The organism is Bizionia sp. M204 (assembly GCF_023205095.1).
Taxonomy (GTDB): Bacteria; Bacteroidota; Bacteroidia; order Flavobacteriales; family Flavobacteriaceae; genus Algorimicrobium; species Algorimicrobium hallyeonense.
On sequence record NZ_CP046242.1, the window covers coordinates 702,170 to 724,830 of the forward strand.

Sequence of the window (22,661 nt, forward strand, 5' to 3'; positions counted from 1 at the left end):
AAAACAGTGAATTTGTAGTAAAAAACTATGGATTTATTTTTAATCAGTTTTGGCGCGTTATTTTCCATTATGAACCCACTAGGCACTGTTCCGGTGTTTGTTGGTTTAACCCAAGAAAATACCAAGCGTCAGCGTGCATTAACAGCATTTTGGACGGCGTTTAATGTGTTCATTATTCTATTGCTTTCCTTTTTTGCAGGTAAGTATATTCTGTCCTTTTTTGGTATTAGTTTAAATGCCTTGAAAATTGCTGGAGGACTTATTATTGCGTCTTCAGGATTTGCATTATTAACAGGAAAGTTTAGGGAGCATAAAGGAATGAAACGAAATAAAGTTCAAAAAGATATTCATTCGCGTGATGCTATTTCTTTAACACCTTTGGCTATTCCTATGTTAGCCGGTCCTGGAACAATTTCTTTATTAATTACCTTTAATCAGGAGTATCAAAGCTCATTGCAAATCTGTATAATATTAATGGCCATGTTGGTAACAACAGTGAGTATTTACCTGATTTTAAAATCATCATATTTTATCGTAAAATTTTTAGGAGCATCTGGAATCAATGCTTTATCACGCGTTATCGGATTTATTGTAATTGCTATAGGCGTGGAGTATATTATTTCATCGGTTGTTGATATTATTCAGAGAATACAGTTTTAATAGGCTTTTTAACTGAAAGAAATAATATCACAGAAATAATACCACATATTGAAAACCCTATAAATAAAGGCAACACACTTTCAGTTACAAAACTACCTATAAAACCAGCAATAGGGACAGCCATAATGGTACTAAAAAAGCCGTTGATTGCGGCGCCAACTCCAGCAATATGACCAACAGGCTCCATGGCTAATGATCGTAAATTTCCAAATAAAAATCCGATAGCTGTAAATTGTAGGGCAAAAAATATCACTAATATGGATAAGTCTGGATTTATGCCTGACGAAAATATAAGAACATATAAAAGGGATATAATGGAAAAGCAGACGGCAGCAGTGAAAGCAATTCGTCTCATTCCAAAACGAATAACCAATGTGCTGTTTATAAAAGTAGAAAATCCTACAGAAATGGCTAAACTAGCAAAAATGTACGGGAACAATTCAGCTAAATTATATTGGTATTCAAAAATTTGTTGAGATGTGCTTAAATACACCATAAAAGAACCCGTAATTAAACCCGAAATCACGGTGTAGGCAACCGCATCTTTATGTCTGTAAAACTCTTTGGCACCTGCTATAAAAAGTTGCGGTGTTAATTTGGTACGCTTTTCTTTGGTGTGCGTTTCGGGTTGTTTTTTCCAAAACCAAAACATCACGGCAATGCCAAATATTAAGTTGACATAAAAGATAGAGTGCCAATCATAAAACGTTATTAGAAACTGTCCTAAAGTGGGCGCAATTACTGGAATTAAAATAAAAATCATAACCACGAAGGACATCACTTTAGCCATATAATCACCGCTATAAGAATCCCGCACCATAGCAATACTAATGGTTCTAGGCGCAGCTAATCCCACACCTTGAAGAATACGGCCAAGAATCAAAATCTCAAAACTTCCCGTTGTAACACATAAAATACTCGCAAATACAAACAGTAGAAATCCAACATAGATTATAGGCTTTCTTCCAAAACTATCGGAAAGAGGGCCAAAAATAAGTTGACCAAAACCCAAGCCCAAAAAAATCATGGTTACCAAAAGTTGATTTTTTGAAACATCAGTTACACCAAAATCAGATGCAATGTCTGGTAGAGCTGGAAGCAGTGCATCAATGGAAAGTGCTACAATAGCCATTAATGATGCCATTAATGCAATAAATTCTATATTAACTTTTTCTGTACGGGGTTTTTCATTTTGCATCCTGCAAAAGTATTTATAAATTATCAGGATGCTTGATTTTAATAACTAATTCATTGTTAAATAATCTTAATTGTATGACGAATCTTGAATACTATTTTTTAAAAATGTAATTTTACATATCTACCATAAAAAACAATATGTCACAATTAATAACGGCTGAAGATAAATTAAAAGAACGCATTAAGGAATTATCCTGTTTATATACAATCAGTTCGCATATATCCAATTGTGATTTAGATAATTTGGAACCCACACTTCAGGCTATTGCTTTAAGTTTGCAGGAAGCTATTCGGTTTCCAAAAGAAGCTTCTGTGGAGCTAACTGTTGCCGATTTTCATATTGAAGTTGGGCAGCAGTCCGAAGATAAAGTCTTTATGTTATCTGCTATTAAAGAATTTAATATTGCAATTGGCTCCATTAAAGTAGGGTATTCTAAATCTAAATTTAACGAAAACAGTTTTTTAAATGAAGAAAAACGACTGTTAGCCAAGATTGCATTAGAACTGGGTAATTTATTTGAACGTAAGCAAATTATAGAAAAGGAAGTCGTGTCTAGACGCCAAGTAGAGCGTGCCGATAGATTGTCTATTTTGGGTGAGATTACAGCTGGAATAGCGCATGAACTCAATACACCATTGGCTAATATCTTAGGCTATTCGGAATTGTTAAAAGATCAATTTCACGAACAGAAAGCGGTTTTAAACGATTTAGATAAAATAATGAATAGTGCTATTTATTCGCGGGAAGTGGTCAAAAAATTGATGTTTTTTTCTTGCGATATGCCTCACCAAATGGAATTAACTAATATGACACCGATTATAAAGGATGCTATTAGTTTATTGAAACCTAATTTCTCTAAAAAGGATATTACGTGTCATGTAACCATTACCGATGAAAATATTCCTTTGCGTGTAGACGCTATTCAACTTACACAAGTTATTTTTAATTTAGTGATTAATGCCATTTATTTTTCACCAGAAAAAGGTGTTATAAATGTAACTGTTAGTCAAAGTGACAAACAAATTATAATTGAAATTAGTGATGAAGGGCCAGGTATTGATTCAGAAAAAGGTGACAATATTTTTAACCCTTTCTTTACAACAAAACCAGTTGGTGAAGGTTCTGGTTTAGGGTTAAGCGTTGTTCATGGTATTGTGAAAAGTCATAAAGGCACCATAAAACACAGACAAAACTCTCCAAAAGGCACTATATTTCATATCAGTTTTCCAAAAAAATAAATTATGTCATTACATCAAGAAAATATATTGTTAGTAGATGATGATGTTCATATTTTAGAACTCCTACAGCGTCATTTGCAAACCTTAAATTATCATACGTTTAAAGCCGTTTCTGTAAAAGAAGCTATGACTATTTTACAAGATGAATCCATCGATTTACTCATAACCGATTTAAAAATGCCAGGTGTTGATGGCTTGGAGTTGGTGAAATATGTGTCTGAACATTACCCAACTATTCCAAAATTAGTTGTTACAGGTTATCCTTCCGTTGACGGAGCTTTAGAAGTTATGAAATCTGGAGCCATGGAATACCTTACCAAACCATTTACCAAAGAAGAACTTAAATTAGCTGTTATAAAAGCATTTGAAAGTAGACCAAAACGAGTTGCTAGCAAATCAGAGAAACCTAAAGACATCCAAAGTTATGGTGAGTTAATTGGGCAATCAGAAGCCATAAAACGAGTAACGGAAATTATAGATCGGGTTAAAGACAATAAAGCAACTATATTTATAAAAGGAGAAAGTGGAACAGGAAAAGAATTGGTGGCACGTTCCATTCATTATTTAGGAAAATATGCGTCGGCACCATTTATTGCGGTAAATTGTGGTGCCATTCCTGAAAACCTATTAGAATCCGAATTATTTGGCTATGTTAAAGGCGCCTTTACGGGAGCTGATGAAAATAGAAATGGTTTTTTTCAAGCCGCTAATAAAGGCACTATTTTTTTAGATGAAATAGGAAATGCGTCTTTAGCTACACAATCCCGCTTACTTCGTGTGTTACAAGAAAAGGAAGTAACGCGTGTGGGATCTCAAAAAATTGAACCTGTGGATGTTCGTGTAATTGCGGCAACAAATAGCGACTTAAAGGAACTTATTGATAAAGGGCGTTTTCGGGAAGATCTTTATTACCGATTAACCGTTGTTGAAATTGATGTGCCATCATTGCAAGAACGAAAGGGCGATATTTCCTTATTAACAGATAAGTTTCTATTTAAATATGGTGTGGAATATAAGGACAAACTAATTTCTATAGCACCCGATGCGTTAGCTGTTTTGGAGCGTTATAACTGGCCAGGGAATATTAGGGAGTTAGAAAATGTTATCCAACGTGCGGTGATAATGTGTGACAAGCAAATTACGATGGCTGATTTACCCGAAAATTTAAAACACCACATATCCTTTCCCGAATATGATAATGAGCTGTTGCCACTTAAAGAAATTGAAAAAAAATACATATTAAAGGTTTTAGAGGCTACAAACAACAATAAATCTCAAGCGGCTAAAATTCTCCAAATTGATAGAAAGACTTTAAGTGAAAAAATAAAATAAGCAATGGTCTTAAGTGGGTAATTTTTACACAGCTGGTTAATAATTCCTCAATATAGTTTTAAGAAGTTTCACCTGGTTTTTGTTTATTAGTCTAATAATCAGGCGGTTATAATAATATTGTAAATTGTATTTTAAATTGGCATACCTATTGCCTTTTGGTTCGTGGAAATTAAAGGTTAGTTTATGAATCATATTATGGAAAGAAGTTTGTGCCAAGATTGTACGTTTGTACAAACGTGCAACTTAACGACAAATAAAAGTTCTATTTGGTCCTGTAGTGAATATGAACTGGCCAAAATAGACATGAACAAATATTCTAAAAATAATATTCAAAAATTCGACCGTGTGTTGAATAATCCTACTGTTGAACTTATCTAAACAAATAAAAAAAATGACTTTAACAAAAGAAGTAAAAAAGAAAAAACAACCTAAACAAGGCATGCTAGAGAATGTTATGAAGCAATTCAATGCTGCTGCAGATATGGTTGAATTAAATCCAAACATTAAAAAAATATTAGCTGTAACGAATAATGAATTAATTATTCATTTCCCTGTTCGTATGGACAATGGTGAAGTCGAAATTTTTAAAGGTTACCGCGTACAGCATAACAACGCTTTAGGGCCTTACAAAGGTGGATTGCGTTACCATCCAACCATTGATATCGACTCTGTTAAAGCTTTAGCGATGTGGATGACATGGAAAACGTCTTTAGCTGGCTTGCCTTATGGTGGAGCTAAAGGAGGGATTCAAATGGATCCTAAAAAATATTCTAATACAGAATTAGAGCGTATTACAAGACGTTTTACTTACGCTTTAGGTGAAAACATTGGGCCAGAGCACGATATTCCAGCGCCAGATGTTAATACAAGCGCACAAACTATGGCTTGGATTGCAGATACGTATATGTCTACTAAAGCGCCATCAGAGCGTTCAAAAAACCAGCACGTTGTTACTGGTAAGCCAATTGGTTCTGGAGGATTAGAAGGTCGTGATAGAGCTACTGGGTTTGGTGTGTTCTTAACGATTAAATATTGGGCTGAAAGCAAGAAAATAGATTTAAAAGATAAGCGTTTTATTGTTCAAGGTTTTGGAAATGTGGGCTATTGGGCTGCACACTTTTTAGAATTAGAAGGCGCTAAAATGGTTGGTGTTCAGGACGCTTTTGGATCTATAAGTAAAGCAGACGGTTTATCGGTAGAGCATTTATTCGAGTATACTAAAAACAATAACGGATCTGTTCAAGGATTCACTGGATCTACTGCCGTAGAAAAAGTCGACTTCTTCGGATTAGACTGTGATATTTGTATCCCTGCCGCTTTAGGAAACCAAATTACGGCTGAAAATGCCTCTCAAATTAAAGCATTTTTAATTGCTGAAGGTGCAAATGGACCAACAACAGTTGAGGCAGAAAAAGTATTGCGTGAAAAAGGCATAACTGTTATTCCAGATATCTTATGTAATTCTGGTGGTGTTATTGGAAGTTATTTCGAGTGGTTACAAAACCGTAATGGCGAACTTTGGGAGCTTGATGAAATACTTGCCAAAATTGACAAAAAAATTAGAGAGGTTTTTAGAAAAGTTTTAAAAACTTCCGAAGAGAAACAAATTGATATGCGTTCAGCTGCTTACTTTATAGCAATAGAGCGTATTGAGAAAGCATATATTCAACGTGGAATTTTTCCATAATAAACTTTAATTTAAAATGAAATACGGAAGCTTGATTTTAGAAAAAAAGGAGTATGTTGTTTTAAAACGCCTATTAAACTTATCTATTAATTATAAAGAAGATACGCGTAAATACTCTGTAAAAAGACTAGAAGCCGAATTGCAGAATGCTGTAATAAGTGATGAAGAATTAGTTCCTCAAGACGTTATTAGATTTAACTCTGTAGTTACAGTGGCAACGGATGATGGTTGGGAAAATACTTTTGAACTGGTAACGCCCAATGATAAAAACTATCAAAACAATAAGGTTTCGGTGTTAACACCAATGGGATCTGCTGTTATGGGCTATGCTCAAGGCGATGTCATTGACTGGGAATTTCCTGGCGGAATCAAAAAGCTCCGTATTGTTAATGTGAAGCAAAATAAATCAAACAAACACTATCAATTATAATGGAATCAAATACCTTTTTTAATCATGATACTGATGAAGAAATAATTCATGTAAAGCGCACACAAGAGCTGGACGTTTGGATTTCTCATTTAAGTTACGTGACCGACGAGAGTGATTGGCTAGCGAAAATAGCATCTAATAAATTGAATGACAAAGCGTTGAGAGATAGGCTTTTGGAGGAATCCGAACAGAATGCAACTATATTAAACGAGTTATACAATTATAGAACATCTATTGTAAAGTATAATGAATGTGATGATTTAGAATGTGATGTATATTACATTAATTTACACGACACCTATTGTTCCAGATATAGGAAACATTTAGAAACGTATCGGAAAATTAAAAGTGACGTTTACATGAAAATACTCATGTCGTAGTTTTTTAATAATTAGTTATGTGGAACAAGCCATACACATGAGTGTATGGCTTGTTTATTTCTAAAGATTAAATTTTAGTATATTATATTTTAACTTAACAATTCATTATTAACATGTTAACAAGTTATTTTGTTTTTTTTATTTAAATAAAATTGTGACTTGGTATAATAATTGGTTAATTAGCATTATGCTTACTTTGAAATTTCTGACCCAACAATAACAGGAATGAGAATTAAGTTTTTAATAACAACGCTATAGTATCAAAATTTTAATACCATGAAAACAAAATTTCTTATTTGTTCAGCATTCCTTTGCTGTTCAATTACCTTATTTGCACAAGAAAAGAATGACCCTGAACCTTTTCAATACCCATTTGGAGAATTGGGTTCAACACCACGCGGTGTTTTTGGCGATGACGATAGAAAAGAAGTAAAAGATGCCGAAGGAATCAAAGACTTTGTTCGTGCTACGGCAGCTATGGTTTCTAAAAATGTTATTGACGGTAATGAGCTTTACAGCTATACGCTACGCGAAATGCTTTCTGATCGTTTTGAGACCAAAAACTTTGATAAAAATGTTCGGTATCTTGATCAACCAACTGTAGCAAATTGCACTGGATTTTTAATTGCACCAGATATTTTAATTACAGCAGGACATTGTGTTAAAACGTTAGAAGATGCCCAAAAGTGGATTTGGGTTTTTGATTATACCAATGAGCTAGAGTATGATGAATACTATAAATACGTAGAAGTTCCTAAAAATAATATGTATGAAGTAGTGGATGTTCTAGCGTCAGTTTTAGATGACGAGACCAATCAAGATTATGCGGTATTAAAACTGGATAGAAAATCAGAAAGAGCACCGTATCGTTTTAGAACAAGTGGAGAGGTTTCTAAAAACAGTCAAGTTAATACCATAGGAACACCAACAGGTTTACCGTTAAAATTTTCAGAAAATGCCATTGTTGTTAGTAACGAAGAGGAACAATTTTTTAAAAGTGATATCGATGCGTTTCCCGGAAATTCAGGAGGTCCCGTTTTTGATCCGAATGGATTTATTGAAGGTATTTTAGTTCGTGGAGCCACACAATATAGCAATGGAACGTATTCAGGCGATTACATATACGACCCAGAATGTGACTGCGTAAAAACGGTTCAGTTTTCATCAGCAGAATATAATGCAGGTTGTCAAGCACATAAAATACATAAACTTCCAGGTGAAATTTTAATTAGAGCAGTCTATGAGAATTTAGAATATGCTATTGAAAACGGTTTGGTAGATCGTTTTAATAGTTGGAGTTCCTATTCTTGGATTTTTAACTATGAGTATACAAACCTGCAAGTTAGACTTGAATTTCTTGCTGCCCGAAATAAGGAATACAGTATGCTAGAGGCTATGTTGTCTGCTACAAAAGACGCATTAAGTCCTATTGATGGTTATATCCTTATGAAGGAGGCCATTGCAACGCAAGACACTAAACTCTTAAAAATCTTGCTAGATTATGATATCTATCCTAATGTTTCTTATGATAATCTCCCAACACCCATACAGCTGGCCGTTAAAAATAATTTTGAAACAGGAATTAATCAGTTAATTGATGCTGGTGCTGATTTAGGCGTTAAAGATTCAAATGGAAATAATTTATTACATCTAGCTGCTCAAATGGATCGTATTAATTTAATTCAGCTTTTTGTTCAACGAGGTGTTTCAGCTAATGAAAAAAACAATGACGGAGATTATCCTGAAAAAACAGCTAAAAACTCTGGATCTAAATCAAATTTTAAATATTTAAAAAACGCACGTAAGGGCAGATTATAGCCTTAATTTTATACATCAGTAATTAATTTATTATTTTAAACATGAAGCATTTTATTCCATTTATTTTAGGTGCAATTCTCTTAAGTTCTTGTGCTGCACACCAAAGATCCCATATTAAAGCGGAAGAAGAATTTATTGTTTCCTTGAAACAAGCAGAATCTCGTGGAGGGATGATAGATATAGCGTTACAAGGGTTATTCATAGGTGCCAAATATCTAGCAGATCAAAGCGCAAAGCAATTAACAAGCTCATATGCACAGTCCATTTCAGTAAATGATTATTACAATACGTTTTCTGATAAAGTAGAAAAAACTTACGAATCAATTGAAATTTTTAAATACGCTAAACCACAGGTTGTTGAGGAAAAAACAAGCATGACTCGCCTAATAACTAGTGATGTTAATGCGCTACCAAAAACACGTGGAGCAGAAGGTGCTTTGTCCTTAAAAGATGTCATCCGTGATGACCAGGACGATCTTTTAAATTTTTATGCTAAAATTGATATTATCAGCGACCCAGAAAATCCTGGAGTAAGTCGCATTAGTTTTGATGCTTTACGAGTGTTTTTTTCCAATACAAAAGTGTTTTCAGATGAAAACTTAAATGCACGGGTTTCTATTTCAATTGAAGGACAATGGCGAAGCACAGATGGTTCGCCCATGAAGAAAACACTAATTGAGCAAGAATACGACTTTAAAAATTTAAAGTATGGAGCAGACAACCAAATAAAAACACCAATTTTATCACCATGGTATTACGATATTCCTATTTCATCTGAAATAGCAAACAATAGTACGTATGGTGTTTTAAAAGTAAATGTGCAATTAGAAGAATACGAAGGCAATAAGAGTAAATACATTAATCAATTGCCAAGTATATTAAGTAAAAATAAAGATGCTATTGTAAAAGATGGCGCATCTACAATAAAAAAAATCACGAATTAATGATTGGTTAAAATGTACTTATTAAAAAAACGGCTACTATTTTTAGAGTTTTGTTCAGTTTGTGTTCACAATCGAAACAAGATAGTATTAATTGTTTTTGCTTTTTTTACACAAGTAACAATATCTCAAAATGACATAATAGCGGTTTCAAATCCTATTATTGATGCCACGATGCGTTTTGATAACCAAGAATTGGTATTGGCTACAGGAAATTATCTTTATGTTGTAAATACCGAGACATTTAAACTCACAGACTCCATAACAATAAAACAGTTTCCGGATAAAACAGTTCAGAAAATTGAATTTGTTAATGGAAATTTAGATGTTGTTTCAGCAAAATATGTAGCGCAAACAGCTTATGGATTACCAGCAAACCGACAGCCGTTTTTAGAGTATCCTCAAGACACAACTTATTTTTATAACATTCGGAATCATCAATTATTAGACTTAAAACTGCCTGGTAATGCACATATTGCCTTTGGTTCAGGGAATGTAAATGTTGTGGGTATGAACGATTATTTTGAGTATACTGATCGGTCTGGAAACCCAATGAAAGGTGCTAAAAAAGGAGGCTTTTATGTTAACCCACAAAAATTAGAGATTGGCTCAAATGGGATTATAAAAAAGATGGCAATTTCACCAGATAACCAATTTTTAGCCGTTGCGTATTACAATGACTTGAAAGAAGGAATTTATCAATACACATTAGAATTACGGCAAATAAATGATATGTCTGTGTTGAATTCTATTTCATTTACAAATCATCCAAAAGATATTTTATTTAGCCCAAATGGGAAATACATACTTGTCGTTAAAACTTCTGATGATTATAGATTTTCAGAAAATGAAAATATCAGTATTTACAGTCGTGATAATCTATCATTGTTAAAAACAATCCCAGAGAATGTAACTATTGGTCATTATGTTGAAGGTAACAGTATTTGGAAAATGACAGATGGTGAAATTACCAATCAGGATTTTGAGACGGAAATTATTTCAACTAAAATTTGGTCTAATTTAACGCCGTTTTTTAATATTCAAGGGTTTTTCAAAATCAATGAGAATGATCTCTTTATATATGGTTCAAATACATCTCAAATTAACTCAAACGGTATTCATGGCCTCTATAAATATTCTTTAAAAGATGATGCTATTTACGCAAAGGTAAAAACTGTAGCATCACAGGATACCATTTATAACCCTGAAGCAATAAGCATTCAAAAAAATAATTTCACCAATGGTTATACTAGGCTAAATAAGTCCAAAAGGCTCATGATTACAGGTGAGGGTGATAAGCTGCAAATTTGGTCAGTTTTAGACCGAAAAAAATTATACGATTTAAAATTTGAGAACTCCGTAACCGCTTTTTTAGGAGCCGATGAAAAAACGTGTCTTATTTTTGAAAAATATCAAGGGCAAGGTTACAATGAGTTTTTAGTAAAGGTCTTAAACCTTGAAACAGGAATAGCACGTGTTAACTTACTTAAATCCGATTTTTTTAACCCTTTTACAACAAATATTTTTTGCTTTAACACAACTAACAATATTAAAAATTGGTGGTGTATAGGAGGTGGAGAATCACTAATTAAATTAAATACTGACGATTTAACAATATCCAAAGTACTAGATTTAGAAAACAAGAATTATACTAATACTACCATTCATAATTTTACCGTATTACCAGATAATTCAACCATTTTAATAGAGCATTTTAATGACAACACCAATAATATAGGTCGCGTTTCAGAAAGTGAAATTAAAGCATTAACGTTAGAAACTTTTAGTATAGGGCAGGAGCAAGTTGTTAAAACGCAAGCATTAACTGGACTTAAAACACTCTTTCCGTTTTCAAATACCCAGATTTTAGAAATGGACAAACAGTCTGTTTCTATTAATAATTTAGAAACAAATACCCAATCTCAATTTATTAAACTTACAGATAATCACGTTGAATCTGTTGTTTCTCATGAAAACAATTCCTACGTCGTTCTTACTAAAAATGATTATAAATTTTCAGATAGTTTGGAGGTTCATCACTATAATTCACAAACCAAAAAACTTGAACGCCGTTTTTCATTACCCTATGGAAGCTCTAATTTTTTTGCTGATAAATTTGGAATTACCTATCAATACCAATCTGATATTTATACGTATTTACCAAATCAGGAACAGACTATTTCATGGAAAAGCGGCGAAACACTATTTACCCAGAGAGACGATATTAGTTTGAATAAAAATGGCTATTTGCTGTTTAAAAATGAATGGTTGGTTGACCTAAAAACTTTGGAGGTAGACAAAAAACTACATAGTTTTAATCATGCAGCCCTACTACATAATACAGATGATTTATTGCAGATAGATTCTAAAGTATATGATGTGGATAGGCCGTATTTTCAATTCAAAATAGCACCAATAGATGCGCTTGAAAACGATATATGGGTAAGTGAAAAAATTTATGAAAAAAAGGATTCTAATTTTTCGTATACCCTTAAGGTTTCTCCTAATGATACATTTGCCATTGCTTTCGATAATGCTACTTACAGCAATTCAGGGATAATGTATGTTATTGACTTAAAACAACAAACAGTTAAAAAGCAGAAGTTGGATTTTCCAGTTCAAAATGTGTCATTTTCAAATCAGGATTCTCAAGTGCTTATCAGTTCAAACCCATATGGCGTTTCAAATACCGTGAAATCTTTATTGTTTGACACACAAACACTGGACGTACTTTATGAGTTTGATAAGATTATTCATCAAGTAGATTCTGATGGAAATAGTTATCAAACCGATTACCAAGATGTTTTAGTAACCAATATCAATGCCGAAGCAAGTAACCAACCCGAACGTTATTTTGCACGTTCTTTTTTAAAAACAGTTACCTATCTATCAGATAAAAAAGTACTTATAGCAGGTGATGATTCTGGGAATCTATTTTTTTGGAAAAAAGACACAAAAACACCGTTTAAGAAATTAGGATTGGGTACTTCTGAAGTTTTATCGTTCTATAGAAATAACAATAAACTGTTTGTTTTATTAAAAGATTCAGAAATAAAGATTGTTGATTTAAATAGCTATAACCTGGAACTTAATATGTCTTTTTTTGAAAAAGATGAAAGTGTTTCAATGGCTTTCGTGACACCCAAAGGTTATTTTAAAGCCTCCAAAAAAGATATTCGAAATTTCCATTTTGTTCAAAACTTATCAGCATTTCCGATATTGAATTATGAGTTGTTTTTAAACAGACCAGATACCATATTAAGAATATTAGGTTTCGCTGATGACACGACTATTGACGTGTATAAGGAAGCTTTCTTAAAACGTTTACAACGTCATGGATTCACCGAGAATACCAATTTTCTAGAAGTTAAGCGTCCAGAATTGGAACTATTGAATAAAAACAATCTTCCATTGGTAACGGAAACCAGTACTTTGAAGTTACAGATTAAATTATCGGAAACTGCTACTAAAATTCATATTTATGCCAATGGTGTTCCTATTCTTAAAAAACTTGTTTCTAATCAAATTCTAGAGGAAACTATTAAACTTCACAGTGGCGAAAACGCCGTTACTATTGTGGCTTTAAATGATAACGACGTGGAAAGTAATCCAGAAACTTTTACTGTAACTCATGCTAATCAAGATACGGACTATAGCGTGCATTATATTGGAATTGGTGTATCTGAATATCAAGATAGCACAATGAATTTGCGGTACGCTGATAAGGATGTTAGGAGTTTATCAACTTTTTTCAAAGCCAAATATAAAGACCAAGTGGTAATTGATACCCTAACGAATCAGATGGTAACCAAAAAATTGATTAAGGAGCTGAAAGAGAAACTAAAAAAAACAACCATTAATGATATTGTAGTGGTATCATTTTCTGGTCATGGATTAGTAGATGATGATTTCAATTTTTATTTCGCCACGCATGATATTGATTTTAATAATCCAAAACCGAATGGATTGGCATATCAGGATATTCAGGATTTATTGAGTGATATTCCAGCAAGACGAAAGTTGTTGCTTTTGGATGCTTGCCATAGTGGTGAATTAGACGAAACAGAAACTTTACAAAAAACGAAATTAACAAACGAAAATGTTTCCGAGTTTACACCAAAAGGCAGTATCGGTATTGAAAGTAAAAATAGTAAGCAAGGTTTAAAAACCAGTTTTGAGCTGATGCAGTCTCTATTTTATGATTTGGACCGTGGGAATGGTGCTTATGTTATTTCTGCAGCAGGCGGTAAAGAATTTGCTTATGAAAGTGATGATTGGAAAAATGGCGTGTTTACATATAGTTTTATAAACGGCATGTATGATTTGAGTTATGATACCTGGAAAGGGAAACAGCAAGTGCCCATTTCGAAGTTAAAGGATTATATTTATAATTCGGTAAAAACGTTAACAAATGGCCAGCAAAAGCCTACATCTCGTTCTGAAAACGTTGAATGGGATTGGTCCTTTTAATTCCTCATTTAGTTACCAAGAATATAATTTCTAATGGTAGATCCGCTATAAAGTTCTTTCAATTTGTTGGAGCGCAGTAGCATAGGGTTTGTTTTGCTTTTTAACGCATAACTTTTGTTTCTATCGCCTTTAAAGGCAAAATAAACGGATGCTAATAATAAATCAGGATTCGAATTAAGATTCATTAACTGCCCGAAATAGCTATCTACTTCTTGTGTTTTACTTGCATCAATTCCAGTTTTTACAAGGATTTCTAGTACAGAAATTTGGTCTGTTTTTGTTTCACAAAGTTTCAATGTTTTTTCAGAATTATTAAATGCCAATTCGGGTTCATTATGAAGATAAAGAAATTCAGAATAGGCTAATTCTGTTTCTGTAGAAGGATTAATTTCGGAAGCTAATCTAAATAATTCTTTGGCTTCAGCTGGCGTACCAAATTTCAGCTTGTTTCGTGCTGTGGTAAGCATAAAGGTTGCAATATCACTTTTTTTGTTTTTAAAAGGATCTGACACAGTTGCTTTTAAATAATGTTCTTTAGCATCATCAAATTGATTCATTTGTAATTCACTGTAGCCTAAATTTGTATAACCGTTAGAGTAGGAGCCGTCTATACGCAAAGCTTGTTTATAAGCTTCAATGGCTTTGGTGAATGCACCATTAGATACGTAGGTTTGCCCTAAAAGATTATATACATCTGGGATTTGAGCATTTTTAGCTAAAAGTGTATTTAAAAGTTTAATAGACTTTTCCTGTTGATTTTGCTCATTGTATAAATTAATTAACTTTGAATATGCTGGTAAATAATACGGATTTTTCTCTACGGCTTTTAAATAATTTATTTCCGCATTCCGCGGATCTTTAATACCTTCATTTAAATAATTACCATAATAATAGTAGGCTTTGGCATTATTTGGGTTTTTTGAAATCCCTGTTTCAAAACTTAATTTGGCTTCAGCGGGTTGTCTTAAATTTCGTAATAACCATCCATGTCCTGCATAGGTCCAAGCATGTAATGGATTTTTATTAATAGCTATTTTATATAATGAATCCGCTAATAACAAACGTGTTCGTTTTCTGTTATTAACGCGTAAATAGTCGGCATAATCTGTATAGGAGGAAGCGTCATCTGGATTTCTATCAATGGCGTTTAATAATAAAGTTTCAGCAGTTTTTGGGTTCAGGTCATGATCTTGAATATAGTTAAATAAACCATACTCCGTTATGGTGTTAATTGAATCTGCTTGAATGGCCTGATTGTGGTAGTCTACCGATAAAGCTGCATTTCCTTTTAGTTTTTCTAAAGCGCTCAATTTTTGCAACGCGATGGCATGGTTGGGATGAGTTTTTAAAATTGTTTTGTAATAGACTTCCGCTTGTTGGTATTTACCTTGACTTACATTGAGATCACCTAATCTTAAGTTGGCTTCAGTATTCGAGCCTTTTAGCCCTAATGAGGTGTCAAAAAACTGTTTAGCATCGTCGTATTTATACTGGTCTAATAAATTTTCGCCTAAATTGTTTACTGGATTGGACCAAGTGCCAATTAATTTATTAGCCTCTTTAAAATGATAATGAGCGCTATCATAAACAGCTTCAGAGTTATAAACTAATCCAAGAGCATTATGGATGTATGCACCACGAGGTTGCATAGTAACGGCAGATTTTAGTTTACGTTTCGCTATGCTGTAAGCAGGGAAATTTTTACTTCTTATTATGGCATAAGCATCTAAAACTAATTGATTTACTTGAATTTGCTCACGGAAAAAGTCATCATGATCCATAAGCTCCAAACAGATCTCTAAATGTTGGGCTTGTTTACTAAACTCGCGGCTGCTAGGTAATTTTGTATCTCCAGAAATATATTGATTGATTAACTTTTGTGCTGAAGCGGAAAGCTCTTTAATTAGTTTATATTGCATAGACTCTAAAACCTTTTCAGATACAGATTTGGATGCTTTCGCTTTTTTATAAAGTTCCAATGCACTGGAAGGCCTGCCATAGTAATTTTTAGCTTGAATGGCTTTTGAAAAAGCTAAAATTTCTGAAGCCTTTTCAGTATTGAGATTTACAGAACCTCGTGACGCATAACCTTCTATTTTACTCAATTCGCTTTCAACAACCTCAAACGCAAGTACCGGATTATTGGGGTTTATGGCTTTAAAAACAGCACGGTCGTTTGATGTTCTTACAACGGGTGTTTGGTTCTGACTATATTTTTTTGAAACTGTATTGTAAACATTTTCGTATAAATAATCGTCAATCTCCCGATATATCACATTATTGTCAGTGTTGGTATCGGCATTTCCCATTAAACCTTTTACCAGATAGTAGGTAAAATAGCCATGTTTAATTGCGCTGTCTTCGTAGGATAATTCATTGGGTCCACAACTTAAAATTTTTGTAGCATTTTCAAACATTGCTTGAATAGTTCCCAAATTTTTCTGGGTACCTTCCTCAAAAATAAATCCCGAACGACAGGCGTCTAAAATTAAAATAACTTGTGCATTTTTATTGGTAATATTTCCTATAACCCGATTGTTAAGTAAAGCTAACGGAATAGATCCGCCAGCATAATATTCCTGATTGGCATTGGCATCTGCCGCTAGTAGAAAACCTGCTTTTTCACCAAAATCGTCAACGACATCACCATGACCAGCAAAATAGATATAAACTGTATCATCTGTTTCTACGGTATTTAATAGCTTTTTTAATTCGCGTAAAATATTTATGGCTACAGCGTCTTCGTTGGTTAATAAAACCATGTTTTCTTCTGGAACATTTTCTACTCTTTTTAAATAGTCATTAAAAAGGAGGGCATCATTGTGTGCGTAATTGAGTTTTAGTTTGTCTTCTTGATAGTCTGATATTCCAATAATCAAGGCATGTTTTTTGCCTATATTTTTGCTTTCTGTACTTTCACCAATGGCACCTCTTTTGCCTTGTGCAAAAGTAACTATTTGAAAAAAGCAACAGATAAATAAAACAACACACCTCATAACCAATTACTCTTTTACTATTTCATAAACAAACTCGGTACTGTAACCGTCCATATTTCCAGATGCTTCAGTACCCTCTGAACCACGGGATTGCGTATAGCTATTTTTTATAAAATTTTCTAACGGATTGTTGTTGGTACTGCGAGTTCTTTCACCACGAGTTTCAACAGTAGATTGGAAATTAATGGGAGAATCTGTAGCAAATCCTTTTAAAATTAACCGTTCGTAAGGAGGTCCAAATCGGTAAACACATTCTTTGAAAATCATGGTTTTTCCAGGTGCTAATTTACGGTCGTCGTTTGTTAAGCGACATTTGTTATTTGGCATAAATGGTGCAATTTCGCCCTTGCTATTAATTTCAATTAAACTAAAGTAAAGTGGTCTATTACTTTTGTTAGTAACTTCTAGCAACACATGATCTATTCCTGGTCTGACTTCTAGAATCCCTTCCGAATTGTTATAGCTATCTTCGGGAAGTAGTGCGCCTAATTCACCTATTTCAGCAACATACTCTACAGGTAAAAGTTTAAAATCGAATTCATAATCGTAATTCTTTAAGCTTAAATTTTTCAAATACATACCTTGTGCATAATTAAACAGTTTGTTGTTTAAATCCGCCTGTACATCGGTGCCACGTTGTTTGTTAGTGGCATCAAAGACATCTAATCCTTTGGCACTATTTAAAGTATAACCGCTTGAAGTTTTTGAAATAACCACATCTGCTTTCAAGGTATCGTTAACAACAGAACCTAACCCATTTTCATCAAGAAAAGAAGCAACACTTTTTTGGATTTCCGTATCTGTATCAGGTTCTAAATATACCTGAATGGATATGTCTCCGTAAGTTGGTTTATCTATAAAAACCCAATAGTTTTTTTCATTTCTATCTGTTAATGGCTTGTTTAATTTTATAAAGGATTCATTAAATTTGGCATTACTTATCGTTCCTTTGGCTAGTGCTTTTCCTTCGTCAACTTTTGTTGTTCCAGCAGGCATCACATAAACAGTTGTGTTATTAAATAGGCGTTGTAATTTTCCACCATTAATTTGTATTACGGTAGAGGTTGGAATTTTAGTGACTTCAAAATAGGGTTGTTGTTTCACATAATCACCTTTAAATAATTTGTAGTCAATATCACCTTCAATAGTTGGTTTTTGTTTTGGTGAAATGACATTCATATTTGCTGCAATATTGGAAAATAATTGTCGGTAGGTAAAATCACTTCCCAATTCGTTCATGGCTTTAGAAAACGCATAGCTTAATGACCCAACACCGTCATATTCATAATTAAGTTCGTTTGCTGAAGCTCCTGAAATCATAACAAATGGTGCTGCGGTATCACTAACTTTTTCCCGCTCTAACATGGCACTTCCTGTGCTGTCATCTTGGTCTTTAGCTTTCCAGTTTTCAGGAGCAAAGGTAGCTTCACCACCACGTGTTATACCACCACGAGTAGCAGAGCCAGAGTGGCAACTATCTAAAATCATTAATAATTGACCATCTTGACCAAGTGTGTTTCTTAAATTAGTAATAATATTATGCAATTCATCGTCTCGTAAATGATTTTCACCTTTATAATTGTGTGTGTATCGAACCCAAGCATCAATTGGAACGAGCGATTCGTCTTTGTCATCTATTTCATCACCATTATCATCAAAAATTTGTTGGCCATGTCCTGAATAGTGTATGACAACTATATCGCCAGGTTTTAACTGAGATTGTAAACGCGCCAGAGCATCTAATATGCCTTGTTTAGTTGCTTGTTCGTTAATAAGTGTAATGATGTCCTTTTCAAGAAATCCTTGGCTTAATAAAGCTCCTTTAATTAGTGGCACATCATTTACGGAACTAATACTGCTCCAGCCAGTACTTTTCGGGTAGTCGCCTACAGCAATAATAAGGGCATGTTTGTCAGCAAAACTTGCTTGTATGGTAATTAAAAATAAGAATATAAGGCTTAATTTTTTCATGAATTGGTGTTTTAATTTAAATCGAACAAACTGAATGAAATTCCAAAGTAGTATCCGAAATCGTAAACATTTTTTGTAAAATTATCTATATCAATTATATCTGTTGTTTGGTCAACCTCTAAACCATTTGTTAGTTGGTTTACAGGGCCATAAGCAATACCTCCTGATAATGCAAGGCGACTTTTACTACCAAAAAATAAGGAAGGACCTAATAGGAAATTAATACCTTTTAAATCTTCAGTAATAGGAATGGATAAACCGAAACTTCCTCCAATATTAAAGTTCTCACCAATAACTGGATAGAAGTTTATCATGGTGCTTAAATTAGGCACAAAATAATCGTTTACGTCCGCTCCAATAACACCGTTTTCGTCTATATAAAAGTCTTTTGCACTGTCGCCAAAATTATTTAAAGTTAAAGCCACGCTTGTATTAATTTTAAAACCGCCTTTTGAAAATAATTTAAGATTTCTAGTTTTTAAGGTGCTTTGTGAGTTTTCAACATTAGACGTTTTAGAAAATTCGCTCTGAACAAATTTTAATTCAATGTTCACTTTATCGGCTTCAATTAAGTAATCGTAGGTTTGTTCAAATGATGATGCTTCTAAAGTTGCATACAATTCTTCTATTTTATTCAAGTTTTCAGATGAGTTTATGGAGGAAGCATTTAAAGATTTTAGCATGTTTTTTAAATTTGTATACGCATTATTATGTGCAACCAATTCACCGCGAGATAATTCTGTATTTGATACTTCTTGCTCATTAATATCTGTTGCTAATGAATTTAATTCTGAAGCGAGCTCTTGCGAGTCCTCTTGAACAACACGTTTCATACTGGATAAGAATACATAAAAATTATCTTCTGGATCACTAACACGTGAATCACTAACCTTATTTGCCGCATTTTTAACATTTGCCAAAATAGCTTCTTTATCTAAATTTGGGTTTAATAAGTTAGACATTAAGGTGGATTTAATGGCATCAATATTTGAAGAAAGTTTATTAAGATCGGAAAACTTATTAGAAACGCCTGCACCTCTTGAAGCAACTTTTTGACTAAACATACTTTCGTCAATGGGTAAATTATCCACATTCAAACCAAGATCACTTCCAGAAAACGAACTAATGCCTCCTAAAAGTGAGCTAAAATTGAAACCACCAGATTCTGAATGGATGGCTTCTTCTTTTACATCTGCTTGAATATCCATAGCAAACGGATTTACATTTTTTAATTTTAATTCAACCAGACTATTTCGTTTGAATTTAGGTTTCAAAAGTGTGTCATCTACCTTGTTATACTTATCTAGATGGTAGTAGTTAATTTCTTCTGTGTTGTAATCGTATATTACACGATATTTCTCTTGGGCATGCACCATAGAAAAAGTAGACATTAGTAATAGCAAAACTGATAAAAATGGTTTCATAACTAGTTTAGTTTTATATGTAGTTTTTAAATTGTTAGCTGTTTACAGTTGGGATTAACAAACTAAAAATTAACATAAATTTAAATAAATAATTCATCTTTAAAAGACATTCCTAAGAAAGCTTTGAAGAGTTATCTTACAAGTTCTATGCCACGAGATTTTTTTATAACTTATCAATTGAAGTAATACGAGTATTTAAACATTTGATTTTCAGTGCTTAAACACGTTTTAAATTTTGATAAAATGTAACAATTTGTGTGATGATTAAATTTTACTATTTAATTAAATAATTAACCGAACATCACCTAAATCCTGAATCTTATATGGAAATGTTTCACCAGGAGAACCAATAAACATGAAGTTAATTGGGATATTATATTTTTCTGATAATTCTTTAATTTTTTCAGGATTAAAATGTCCATGTTCTTCTATAAATTCAATGTGAATTTCAGGATAAGCCCGATCTAATACAGCAATATCACTTTGTAAATTTTTGGGTGTCACATAATCAGGCTTTAATACGGTTACAATTTTCAAGCGCTTGGTATGTTCGTTTTTCTGAATATATTGTAAAACTTTATTCAAAGTGGATACATCATCATGATTTGTAAAAAACACGAATTCCTGATTATTTATGTGGTGAATTGTAAGTAACAGTTTTTTATTTAATTTTTCGAAAATGGGCAAATTAGTAGGTATTATATATTTTATGAATTGTAAAAAGCCACGTAATATTTGAATCCGAAATAACATAAAGCCAACGATTAAAAGTGTCGGGATGAGGTACTCCATAAAAATAATTAAGTAGGGCGGATTTAAAACAATGTTTCCAATTAATGCTAATAAAACACCTGTTATAGCAAGTATAAGTGCGCCCACACTAGCTTTTTCTGGTCTTGGTAATTGTTTTCTATTAATTTTTAGTAATATATTTCCAACAGCAAAAAGAATCATGACACTTAAAAACGCAATGGTATATACACCAGCTAAAGCTTTTAGATTGCCTTGTGTGATAGTTAGGATGGTTATACATAACAGAAAAAAACTGATAGAAATAAGATAAGAACTTCCTCTTTTATTCCTTTCTAGAAGAAATTTTGGTAAAATTCTATCTAAAGCCATCCGTTCAACCAAACCACCAACACCAACAAAAGATGTTAAAACAGCGCCACTTAAAACCAACACTGCATCAATAGATATAATATAAAACAACCAGTTTCCGCCTGCTGTTTGGCCTAAAAATGAAAGTAGGGTTTCTTCGTGATTTCCAATAACAGAAATGGGAATGATTGCTAATGCTAAAAAGGCCAGCAATGGATTGAAAATTGTAACTATAACCCACATATTCCGTAAGGTTTTAGGAAATACACCTGGCTTTTGCTCTTCTACATAATTTGCAGAACTCTCAAAACCACTAATACCTAACATGGCAGCGGCAAAACCAAAAAACAGAGCAGTAGTTATGCTTCCTTTTATGGGATTTTTAAAATTTGCTAATAGATTTTCGTATCCATTTTGAAATAAATAGATACCACAAAAAACGCATAAAAGTGTTAAAGAAGTTAAATGAAAAATAAAAATAGCAATAGCTACCTTTGATGATTCGCCAATGCCTAAAATTACAATAATCATAAACAGCGCCAGTAAACCAATGGTTGTATAAACTATGGGAATGCCATTCCAAAGACTGTGTGCATATTTAACCGATTCGCTTGCCGAAATAACGGCAGTAGCCATATATGATAATACCGTAAGTGCTGCGGCAAAAGAGGCTGTCGATTTTTTTGTTGTATTCAATAAAGCATTGTAGGCTCCACCATTTAATGGTAAAGCTCCAACAACTTCACCATAAATTTTTCTGAATAAAAAAAGAATTAATGCAACAATAAGTAATGAAATCCAGGCATATTGTCCAGCATAAACAATGGCAAGTGCAGAAACATATAAACAAGAAGAGCTTATGTCGTTACCACAAATGGCAGTGGCAGCCAATTGGTTTAAACGTTTTTTCATAAAAAAAGCACATAATGAGTGTACTAAAGATAGTCATTATGTGCTTGGAATTTTTAAAAGCGTATTAAGTTTTATAATATTTTCAATCGAAATACATGAAATT

General features: G+C 33.1%; 15 protein-coding genes. 10 read left to right on the forward strand and 5 right to left on the reverse strand.

Going from position 1 to position 22,661, the window contains the following annotated elements; translation table 11 throughout:
• Window positions 1-27 precede the first annotated feature (27 nt).
• Complete coding sequence (locus GMA17_RS03155; RefSeq protein ID WP_248399052.1) at window positions 28-660, forward strand: MarC family NAAT transporter; 633 nt, start codon at window positions 28-30, stop codon at window positions 658-660.
• Here the strand turns inward: GMA17_RS03155 and GMA17_RS03160 are convergent.
• Complete coding sequence (locus GMA17_RS03160; RefSeq protein WP_248399054.1) at window positions 638-1,858, reverse strand: multidrug effflux MFS transporter; 1,221 nt, start codon at window positions 1,856-1,858, stop codon at window positions 638-640. The two genes, GMA17_RS03155 and GMA17_RS03160, sit on opposite strands and share 23 nt — an antisense overlap.
• A 137-nt stretch (window positions 1,859-1,995) precedes the next feature.
• Here GMA17_RS03160 and GMA17_RS03165 point away from each other — a divergent pair, with 137 nt between their 5' ends.
• The 9 genes from GMA17_RS03165 to GMA17_RS03205 all read left to right on the forward strand — a co-directional run bounded on the left by GMA17_RS03165 (window position 1,996) and on the right by GMA17_RS03205 (window position 14,154).
• Complete coding sequence (locus GMA17_RS03165; protein WP_248399056.1) at window positions 1,996-3,096, forward strand: sensor histidine kinase; 1,101 nt, start codon at window positions 1,996-1,998, stop codon at window positions 3,094-3,096.
• A gap of 3 nt (window positions 3,097-3,099) precedes the next feature.
• A complete protein-coding gene (locus GMA17_RS03170) occupies window positions 3,100-4,428 on the forward strand; it encodes a sigma-54 dependent transcriptional regulator (RefSeq protein WP_248399058.1) in 1,329 nt (442 codons plus the stop codon).
• A gap of 183 nt (window positions 4,429-4,611) precedes the next feature.
• Entirely contained in the window at window positions 4,612-4,806 is a 195-nt protein-coding gene (locus GMA17_RS03175) for a hypothetical protein (RefSeq protein ID WP_248399059.1), read from the forward strand.
• A gap of 13 nt (window positions 4,807-4,819) precedes the next feature.
• Window positions 4,820-6,115 carry a Glu/Leu/Phe/Val dehydrogenase gene (locus tag GMA17_RS03180; RefSeq protein ID WP_248399061.1) on the forward strand — a complete coding sequence of 432 codons (1,296 nt, stop codon included), beginning with the start codon at window positions 4,820-4,822 and terminating at the stop codon, window positions 6,113-6,115.
• Between the two features lie 16 nt (window positions 6,116-6,131).
• On the forward strand, window positions 6,132-6,545 hold the full coding sequence (locus GMA17_RS03185) for a GreA/GreB family elongation factor (RefSeq protein ID WP_248399063.1): 414 nt from the start codon (window positions 6,132-6,134) through the stop codon (window positions 6,543-6,545).
• Window positions 6,545-6,925, forward strand: a complete 381-nt coding sequence (locus GMA17_RS03190; protein ID WP_248399065.1) for a hypothetical protein — start codon at window positions 6,545-6,547, stop codon at window positions 6,923-6,925. Before GMA17_RS03185 ends, GMA17_RS03190 begins: the two co-directional genes overlap by 1 nt.
• A gap of 276 nt (window positions 6,926-7,201) precedes the next feature.
• A complete protein-coding gene (locus GMA17_RS03195) occupies window positions 7,202-8,743 on the forward strand; it encodes a serine protease (RefSeq protein ID WP_248399067.1) in 1,542 nt (513 codons plus the stop codon).
• A 41-nt stretch (window positions 8,744-8,784) separates the two neighbouring features.
• Window positions 8,785-9,687 (forward strand): hypothetical protein, encoded by a 903-nt coding sequence (locus GMA17_RS03200; RefSeq protein ID WP_248399069.1) that lies wholly within the window; start codon window positions 8,785-8,787, stop codon window positions 9,685-9,687.
• Window positions 9,688-9,699: 12 nt separating this feature from the next.
• Window positions 9,700-14,154: a caspase family protein gene (locus GMA17_RS03205; RefSeq protein ID WP_248399072.1), complete on the forward strand. Its 4,455-nt coding sequence runs from the start codon at window positions 9,700-9,702 to the stop codon at window positions 14,152-14,154.
• An 8-nt stretch (window positions 14,155-14,162) separates the two neighbouring features.
• Here the strand turns inward: GMA17_RS03205 and GMA17_RS03210 are convergent, their stop codons facing one another.
• The 4 genes from GMA17_RS03210 to GMA17_RS03225 form a co-directional block, all read right to left on the reverse strand.
• A complete protein-coding gene (locus GMA17_RS03210) occupies window positions 14,163-17,150 on the reverse strand; it encodes a tetratricopeptide repeat protein (protein WP_248399074.1) in 2,988 nt (995 codons plus the stop codon).
• Between the two features lie 6 nt (window positions 17,151-17,156).
• On the reverse strand, window positions 17,157-19,121 hold the full coding sequence (locus tag GMA17_RS03215) for a caspase family protein (protein ID WP_248399076.1): 1,965 nt from the start codon (window positions 19,119-19,121) through the stop codon (window positions 17,157-17,159).
• 11 nt (window positions 19,122-19,132) lie between these two features.
• Window positions 19,133-20,545: a hypothetical protein gene (locus GMA17_RS03220; RefSeq protein ID WP_248399079.1), complete on the reverse strand. Its 1,413-nt coding sequence runs from the start codon at window positions 20,543-20,545 to the stop codon at window positions 19,133-19,135.
• A 282-nt stretch (window positions 20,546-20,827) separates the two neighbouring features.
• The gene (locus GMA17_RS03225; protein WP_248399081.1) at window positions 20,828-22,558 is read right to left on the reverse strand and encodes an APC family permease; all 1,731 of its coding nucleotides are present in this window, start codon (window positions 22,556-22,558) and stop codon (window positions 20,828-20,830) included.
• Window positions 22,559-22,661 lie beyond the last annotated feature (103 nt).